At 56.8% G+C, this 7,555-nt stretch carries 6 protein-coding genes; 3 read left to right on the top strand and 3 right to left on the bottom strand.

The annotated features are described in order from the left end of the window. Positions 1-56: 56 nt before the first annotated feature. The gene (gene hemE / locus ACN0VL_RS12865) at positions 57-1,124 is read right to left on the bottom strand and encodes a uroporphyrinogen decarboxylase (protein ID WP_417617991.1); all 1,068 of its coding nucleotides are present in this window, start codon (positions 1,122-1,124) and stop codon (positions 57-59) included. Between the two features lie 308 nt (positions 1,125-1,432). Here hemE and rsd point away from each other — a divergent pair, with 308 nt between their 5' ends. Next, entirely contained in the window at positions 1,433-1,900 is a 468-nt protein-coding gene (rsd, locus tag ACN0VL_RS12860) for a sigma D regulator (protein ID WP_417617990.1), read from the top strand. Positions 1,901-2,235: 335 nt separating this feature from the next. Here rsd and radA read toward each other — a convergent pair whose 3' ends face one another. Further along, positions 2,236-3,603, bottom strand: a complete 1,368-nt coding sequence (gene radA, locus ACN0VL_RS12855; protein ID WP_417617988.1) for a DNA repair protein RadA — start codon at positions 3,601-3,603, stop codon at positions 2,236-2,238. 76 nt (positions 3,604-3,679) lie between these two features. Between radA and ACN0VL_RS12850 the strand changes: the two genes are divergently transcribed. Next, a complete protein-coding gene (locus tag ACN0VL_RS12850; RefSeq protein ID WP_417617986.1) occupies positions 3,680-5,959 on the top strand; it encodes a PilZ domain-containing protein in 2,280 nt (759 codons plus the stop codon). On the opposite strand, the gene serB is transcribed toward ACN0VL_RS12850, so the two are convergent. Beyond that, entirely contained in the window at positions 5,910-6,893 is a 984-nt protein-coding gene (gene serB, locus ACN0VL_RS12845; RefSeq protein WP_417617984.1) for a phosphoserine phosphatase SerB, read from the bottom strand. The two genes, ACN0VL_RS12850 and serB, sit on opposite strands and share 50 nt — an antisense overlap. An 81-nt stretch (positions 6,894-6,974) precedes the next feature. Between serB and ACN0VL_RS12840 the strand changes: the two genes are divergently transcribed. Further along, entirely contained in the window at positions 6,975-7,526 is a 552-nt protein-coding gene (locus ACN0VL_RS12840; protein ID WP_417617982.1) for an AhpA/YtjB family protein, read from the top strand. Positions 7,527-7,555 lie beyond the last annotated feature (29 nt).

Genomic DNA, 7,555 nt, shown 5'->3' with positions numbered 1-7,555 from the left:
CAACCGCCAATAAAAAAAGCGCCTTGCGGCGCTTTTTTTGTAACTTGATACTGATATTACTTGGCGTGATAAGGCCGAGACAGACGCTGAACCGACCGGATAAAGGCGCCGGCATGCTCGGGATCCACATCAAGGTGTATGCCGTGACCCAGGTTGAATACATGGCCAGGGCCTTCACCAAAGCTTTCCAGAATAGTCGCCACTTCCTGCTCGATGCGAGGAATAGGGGCATACAACATGGAAGGATCCATGTTGCCCTGCAGAGCCACCTTGTCACCCACACGGCGTTTGGCATCTGCCATATCAATGGTCCAGTCCAACCCGATGCCATCACAGCCGGTGGCGGCAATCGCCTCCAGCCACTGGCCACCGTTTTTGGTAAACAGGGTTACCGGCACCTTGCGGCCTTCGTTTTCACGCGTCAGGCCGTCGACGATTTTGGCCATATACTGCAGCGAAAACTCGTTGTAATCACGGGTGCTCAGTACGCCGCCCCAGGTATCGAAGATCATGAGCGACTGGGCACCGGCAGCTATTTGCGCGTTCAAATAGCTGGTGACACTGTCGGCCAGCTTATCGAGCAACAGGTGCATGGCTTTGGGATCGGCAAACATCATTTTCTTGGTTTTGGTGAACGCCTTGGAGCCACTGCCTTCGACCATGTAAGTGGCCAGTGTCCAGGGGCTGCCGGAGAAACCAATCAAAGGCACTTCGCCTTTTAGTTCACGACGAATGGTGCGTACCGCATTCATCACATATTGCAGCTCGCCTTCCGGATCGGGAATGCCCAGTTTTTGCACATCGGCCATGGACGTAATAGGACGCTGAAACTTGGGGCCTTCACCGGTTTCAAAGTACAGACCCAGACCCATGGCATCCGGAATGGTCAGAATATCGGAAAACAGAATGGCCGCATCCAGCGGGAATCGACGCAACGGCTGCAGCGTCACCTCGCACGCCAGCTCGGCGTTTTTGCACAGTGACATAAAGTCACCCGCTTCGGCTCGGGTCGCCTTGTACTCAGGCAAATAGCGGCCTGCCTGGCGCATCATCCATACCGGCGTGTAATCTACGGGCTGACGTAAAAGAGCACGTAAGTAACGATCATTCTTGAGTGGTTTCATTTCATCGTCCAAAACAGGTGGCAAATTGCCGGCATTGTAACATCAGATGGCATAAAGCCCCAATCCAGCGTAAACGGAGCGTTTTTTGCGCTCGTTATTGGCTCCAACCCCTGCCAGCTGACGGCATCTATCTAAAATAACAGCTTTTTTCGTTATGCTCCCTGCTATTTGTTCGCGTTTACTTCCTGCTGCCAGCTATGCTTATAGCGAGCTGGCGCTCAAGTTATGCGCAATGCTCTTGACCCGGACAACGCTTTTCTTTAAAGATGGTAGTCACTGCCTGCTCAGGTCACCCCAAGGAGGGAATCATGCTCAGGAAAATGGAACATACCAAAGCCAAACTTGCCGGAAAACATCAAGCGCTAGATACCTTTATCAACGCCCGGCAAGATTTGCTGGTGGAATATATTCGTTTGTCCACCAACAAGAAAACGCTGCCAACGCCCCAAGAACTGTCAAATTTCTGTTGCCAGCTGGTGGATTACGTCAGCGCCGCGCATTTTGAAATATACGATTATGTGATGGCGGCGTACGAAGCGGCACGCGGCAATGGCCGTACGCTGGCCGAGCGTATTTATCCGCGCCTCAAGAAAGGCACGGTACAGGCGCTGGACTTTCACGATAAATACGCCCAGGCAGACGAAGACGCTTTGCTGGAGCTGGATCAGGACTTAAGCCAGCTTGGCGAAATGCTGGAAGAACGATTCAGCCTTGAAGATCGCCTGGTATTTGCCGTTTCCCTGCTCAACCACCTGAATACCAGCGAGCCTGCCTGAGCGGGAGCGTGAATGGCTGAACGCTGACCCTTTACCCATTTCGGTATCCGGGGGCCGACGGCCAGCAAGCTCATTCTCGGGTAGCCAATATTTCACTGCTCGGAGGCTGGATGTCGGTCACCGGGCCTGGATCACGCAAGACGGCGACGCCCTCGTGCGGCCGCTGCTCACCACCAGTGCCGGCCACTTGTGGCTCTGGTGGCGCCCCTGACAACTCACCCCAGTCAGCTTGGGTGAGCGAAGTGCAGAGGCCGGACTCTAAATCCACAGAGACAGGCTTACTTACTTTTTACGCTTCACTCCTTACGCCTCCCCCCTCACACCTCACGGTATTTTTATAGTGCTTCCAGCGCTTCACCCAGTTTTTTAACCGCTATCACTTCCATGCCTGCCGGTGCCTGCTTGGGACGATTTGCCCAGGGCACTATGGCGCGGGTAAAGCCGTGTTTGGCGGCCTCCATCAGGCGCTCCTGCCCAGAGGGTACCGGGCGAATCTCTCCCGACAGGCCCACTTCGCCAAATACCACCAGCTCCTGCGGCAAGGGCTTGTCCCGAAAACTCGACACCAACGCCAGCAACAAGGCCAGGTCGGCACTGGTGTCTTCGACTCGCACCCCGCCCACCACGTTAACGAAGACATCCTGATCCGCCATTTGCAGGCCGCCATGACGATGCAACACCGCCAGCAACATGGACAAGCGATTCTGCTCCAGCCCCACGGTGACCCGCCGCGGGTTGCCCAGCTGGGAGTAATCCACCAGAGCCTGCAGCTCCACCAGCAAGGGGCGAGTCCCTTCCCAGATGATCATCACCACAGAGCCCGTGGTCTGCTCTTCCCCCCGGCTCAGGAAGATGGCCGACGGGTTGCTGACTTCTTTCAGGCCGGTTTCGGTCATGGCAAATACGCCCAGCTCGTTCACTGCCCCAAAGCGGTTCTTGTGGCTGCGCAACATGCGAAAACGGCTGTCACTGGCACCATCGAGCATAATGGAGCAGTCGATACAGTGTTCCAGTACCTTGGGGCCGGCCAGCGCACCGTCTTTGGTCACGTGCCCGACCATCAGCATGATCACCCCCTGCTGCTTGGCGAAACGCGTTAATTGCGCCGCCGCTTCTCGCACCTGACTCACGGAACCAGGAGCCGACTGCACCTCGGCCACATGCATCACCTGAATGGAGTCGATCACCACCACGGCGGGCTTTTCTTCTCGCGCCACATGACAGATTTGCTCGACGCTGGTCTCAGACAACATGCGCAGCTTATCCCGGGGCAAGCCCAGTCGCTGGGCGCGCATGGCGACCTGTTGCAGTGACTCTTCACCGGTCACATACAGGGTTTTCATGCGGCTGGCCAGGCCGCACATTACCTGCAACAGCAGCGTACTCTTGCCCGCCCCCGGGCTGCCGCCAATCAAAATGGCCGAGCCGGCGACCATGCCGCCCCCCAGCACCCGATCCAGCTCGCTGAACCCACTGTTGATACGCGGCAGTTCGGTTAACGCCACTTCGTCCAGCGTTTGCACCTTGTTGTCCTGAGTGCCCGCATAGCCCACAAATCGACTATTGCGGCTGACGGCGGTTGCCGGGGCCAGCCGGATTTCCGTGACCGTATTCCACTCCTTGCACTCGGAGCACTGCCCCTGCCAACGAGGAAACTCGGCACCACACTCCCCACACACAAATGCCGTTTTAGACTTGGCCATGCATACTCACTCACTTATTGACGGCCTGCTATACTGAACCAAGATTTTACACCACTCAACCCCAAGCCAGGCATAGATGGATCTCAGCCCATACAAAACGCTACTCAACAAGCTGATACCGCTTAGTTATCATCATGATATTGATGATTTACTGGATCAGCTGCTGCCCGAGGCAGACGGTGAACTACGCTATCAGTTGCAGGCCGAACTACGCCGGTTAACCTGTCCCTGTCTGCGGATACTCAACTTGTGCAACCTCTGTGCTGGCCCCTGCCAGTTAGTACGGCATCAGGGACTGGATCACATGCTGCCCGAACCTCTGGCGCGCCGTTTTCAGGTTCTGATCAACGACTTTAATGGTGAATATACCCGAGGGGTGTATGAAGCACTGCTGGCCGAACTGGCCACCCAGCAAACATTGCCGGCCCAGTTCAACAACACCCCCTGGCATCTGCCGGCGTTGGGCTTGCGGCGTCAGGAAGACCGACTGCGCTTCGTCACGCCGGTCTTGCTGCACCTTGATGATGACTCCCTCTTGCAGGGAAACAGCCTGGATATTTCCGCTACCGGCCTGCTGGTGCACCTGGCCGATGCTCCTCGGCTGCCAACGCACATCAGCCTGTCGTTCCCCGAGCTGGCAAGGCTTGCCGGCAAGGCGTGCCTGGCATTGCCCCGGCGCTATCGCCTGAAGCAAGACGCCGGTGATCCGGGTCGTTTGAAACTGCAACTCATGGAAGAAGCGCCGGACTGGCAACAGACTCTCACCCGGTTTATCGAGCAACATCGCCCTCGCTACGGCCTGGATGCCGAAGACTTATACACCACGGTCAAAACCCAGTGCTGGGGGCAGGCGCTGTTGGAAACCAGTCTCAGCCTGTCGCTGTTCTTTGATGAACACGGCGAGCTGCAACAGTTACTGAGCAATCGTTACAGCAGCAACACCCTGGCTCCCTGGCGAAAAGAGACCCCCGGCGACCTGCTGACGACCCTGTTGCCACCTGAGCGCATCCTGCAGATGAGCCGGCAGCCATCATCGGCCACCTTGCTGTACTGCTTTCGTCATCAGGGACAGCAACAGCCTTATTACTTTGTGGCCGGCCAGCAGGAGCTGGTTCAACAGCAGGCCTATGCCACCTTTATCAATGAAGGATTAAAGGCCGGCACTCTGCTCTGTTATTACGTCAATATTCGCCCGCTGCATTATGCCGATCAAACAGCTGACACGCTGGACTGGCAAGGCATACACCAGTTGCAGCAGCTGAAATGGCAGCTCTGGCTGACCCCTCTTCCGGTGCCCATGACACCGGTTGCCGGCGAGACGGATATTCAGCAACTGGCCCCCTTTCTTCGCCCGGAGCGCCAGCAAAAAACCACCATCACGCCCCTGGGCCGGCAGGCATCCAAACGCCAGGAGCTTCGTTTCAAACTGCACAGCGAGGTGGAGTTGACCCTGGCAGGCAACACCATTAACGGCCACCTCGAAGACTCGTCAAGCACGGGCATACAGGTGAAATTGTCCGAGCCATTGCGCCTCGATGTTCCCTGCCTGGTCGCCGTGCAGTTAACCGATCTGAACAAACGCAGTCCGCAATGGCGACTGACAAACCTCCCCTATCGAGTGGTCAATATCAGTGACAATGGCACGAGATTGCATTTACGGATTGAAGGGTCAAAAGAGGCTCATACGGCTTATCTGTTTTTTACCGCCCTGTTCGAGCAGAATCAACACAAGCTTCGTCGCCGGCCCGAGGCCGATCATACGCCAGCCTGGTTAACCTGGCTTGGCCGCCAGACACTGCAGCAACCGCCCTCCCCCTCGTTTTTACTGGGACGCAACGAGGCGGGCTTTTATCTGCAAGGCGCTATTGCCTGTCTGCTGCAACAATCGTTAATGTCATTTTTGTCCAATGACAACCAGCAGGCGCATTTCAGCCGGCTGGTTTCCCAGCAGTTATTGCAATCGATCTTTACTCAATTACTGCGCTCCGACGGCCAGCACCATCATTGTCTTGAGATCTGGACCGCCAGGGCGGCGGATAACAGCGGACAACACTGGTTGCTGATCGACCCCGCTCCCAAGCGCCGTGCTTTTTTGCAGGATCGCCGCCACTGCCAGGAGCTGCGGGTCAGCCTGGTGGTCATCAATCGCCTGCCACTGCGACAGTTCGATTATGTGGTACCGGAGTGGGAGAAACTGATGCAGACTTCGCTCTATAAAGCCCAGCAGCTGGAACAACAGCTTGCCGAGCTTAGCGCACTGAGTCAGGTGTTTGATATTACAGAAATGGTGCAGTGCCAACAGCCCGTTAAGGGGCCTGCAACAAACCAAGTACCCCTTCCAGACTCAGCTGATTAAGGCAGACGGGAGCCTGCTCCTGTACTAACGGCTTGGCATGCAAGGCAACCCCCAGCCCGGCCTGGGCGAGCATGAGCAGATCGTTGGCGCCATCGCCAATGGCGACGGTCTGACCGAGCGGAATATGATAGCGCTCCGCCAGCTCCACCAGAATGCGCGCCTTGGCTTCGGCATCCACGATATCGCCCAGTACTTCGCCAGTGAAACGCCCGTCTTTTATCTCCAGGGTATTGGCGAAATCCGCATCCAGCGCGAGCAGCTGTCGCAAATGACCGGTAAAAGGCGTAAAGCCGCCCGACGCCAGTGCCACTTTCCAGCCCATGGCTTTCAAGCCTTCTACCAGGGTGATGAGTCCCGGCATCAGCGGCATATCGGCGATCACCTGCTCGATAATGGCGGCATCGGCACCGGCCAGTGCCTTCACCCGGCGGCGCAGGCTTTCAGAAAAGGGCAATGCGCCTTCCATGGCGGCACGGGTAACGGCAGCAACTTCCTCGCCCACCCCGGCCAAACGCGCAATTTCATCAATGCACTCTATTTGAATGGCGGTAGAGTCCATATCCATCAGCACCAGGCCGGGCTTGCTGGCCACAGGCAGGGCAGGCACACAAGCCAGATCCCAGCCGGTCGCCACCTCTTGCAAGCGCGTCTTGAGCGCCAGCGACCAGTCGGATAAACGCAGACTCAATACATCGCGCTCGGCTACTTGCTTGAGCCCCGAGATTTCAACTTCGATGCCGGCGGCGTCCAATACCTGCAAGCTCTGCTGCACTGCCGACTTGTTCAGTTGCTCGGCCAGCAGTACTAAATGCCCTTTCACCACGCTTAACTGCCCAGGCGCCAGCTGGCCGGACTGCCAAAGATAGCGATTGCCAGACAAGATATCCGTCCAATCACCAAGCTGCTCGGGTAACACATCCATTAACAATGCCACTTGCTCTTCCTATGCTCACAAAGACCAACGCACAGGGTAGCGTATTGCTTTTTAACCAGGCAAGAGACAATATTGGCGGCTATGTGGAAAACGCACCTTACTCGACCTCGACTCCTGCTTGGGCTGCTGCTTTTGTTACTGGTACTGTTCACCGGTTGGCAATGGCTGCAAGTCAGCCAACTGGGCCATCACTGGCGACAGTTTCCTCAGCGTACCCTGGCCACACCACTGGCAGATTATGCCGAGCAACAAGCCGTGCGCGCCTTGCAGGCGGAAGACGACACACTACGCCGTCAGCTGGTGGAGGAGCTGGCCCGTGCCAACCTCATTAGCTCGGCCCGGCTTTATGACGATAATGGCCAGCTGCTGGCCGAATCCGGGGTTAGGGTAACGGATGCACCATCGAGACCGACACACCCCTATGTTCGGCCGCTATATCAGGACGGCAAAAACATTGGCTTCTTGCGCCTGCAACTGGCCCACAATCCCATCACCCAGGCACAGCGCAGTATCTGGCAGCAGCTGGAGCACCATTTGAGTTGGTTACTGCCGCTGTGCCTGCTGCTGGGACTCATGCTGGGGTTCGCCATACAGCGCCGCCTAAACAGGGTGAAGAGTGAGGGGGATAAGTGAGGTGTGAAGAGCCAGTTTCCAGCTCCGTT

The organism is Oceanisphaera sp. (assembly GCF_048268965.1).
Classification (GTDB): domain Bacteria; phylum Pseudomonadota; class Gammaproteobacteria; order Enterobacterales; family Aeromonadaceae; genus Oceanimonas.
Note: the sequence above shows the minus strand (reverse complement) of the source record. Positions and strands in the feature narration are given on the sequence as shown.

Excerpts from the sequence above, each read along its gene's own strand:
- ACN0VL_RS12840 (WP_417617982.1), top strand. The coding sequence starts at position 6,975 with ATGTGGAAAACGCACCTTACTCGACCTCGACTCCTGCTTGGGCTGCTG.
- hemE (WP_417617991.1), bottom strand. The coding sequence starts at position 1,124 with ATGAAACCACTCAAGAATGATCGTTACTTACGTGCTCTTTTACGTCAG.
- radA (WP_417617988.1), bottom strand. The coding sequence starts at position 3,603 with ATGGCCAAGTCTAAAACGGCATTTGTGTGTGGGGAGTGTGGTGCCGAG.
- ACN0VL_RS12850 (WP_417617986.1), top strand. The coding sequence starts at position 3,680 with ATGGATCTCAGCCCATACAAAACGCTACTCAACAAGCTGATACCGCTT.
- rsd (WP_417617990.1), top strand. The coding sequence starts at position 1,433 with ATGCTCAGGAAAATGGAACATACCAAAGCCAAACTTGCCGGAAAACAT.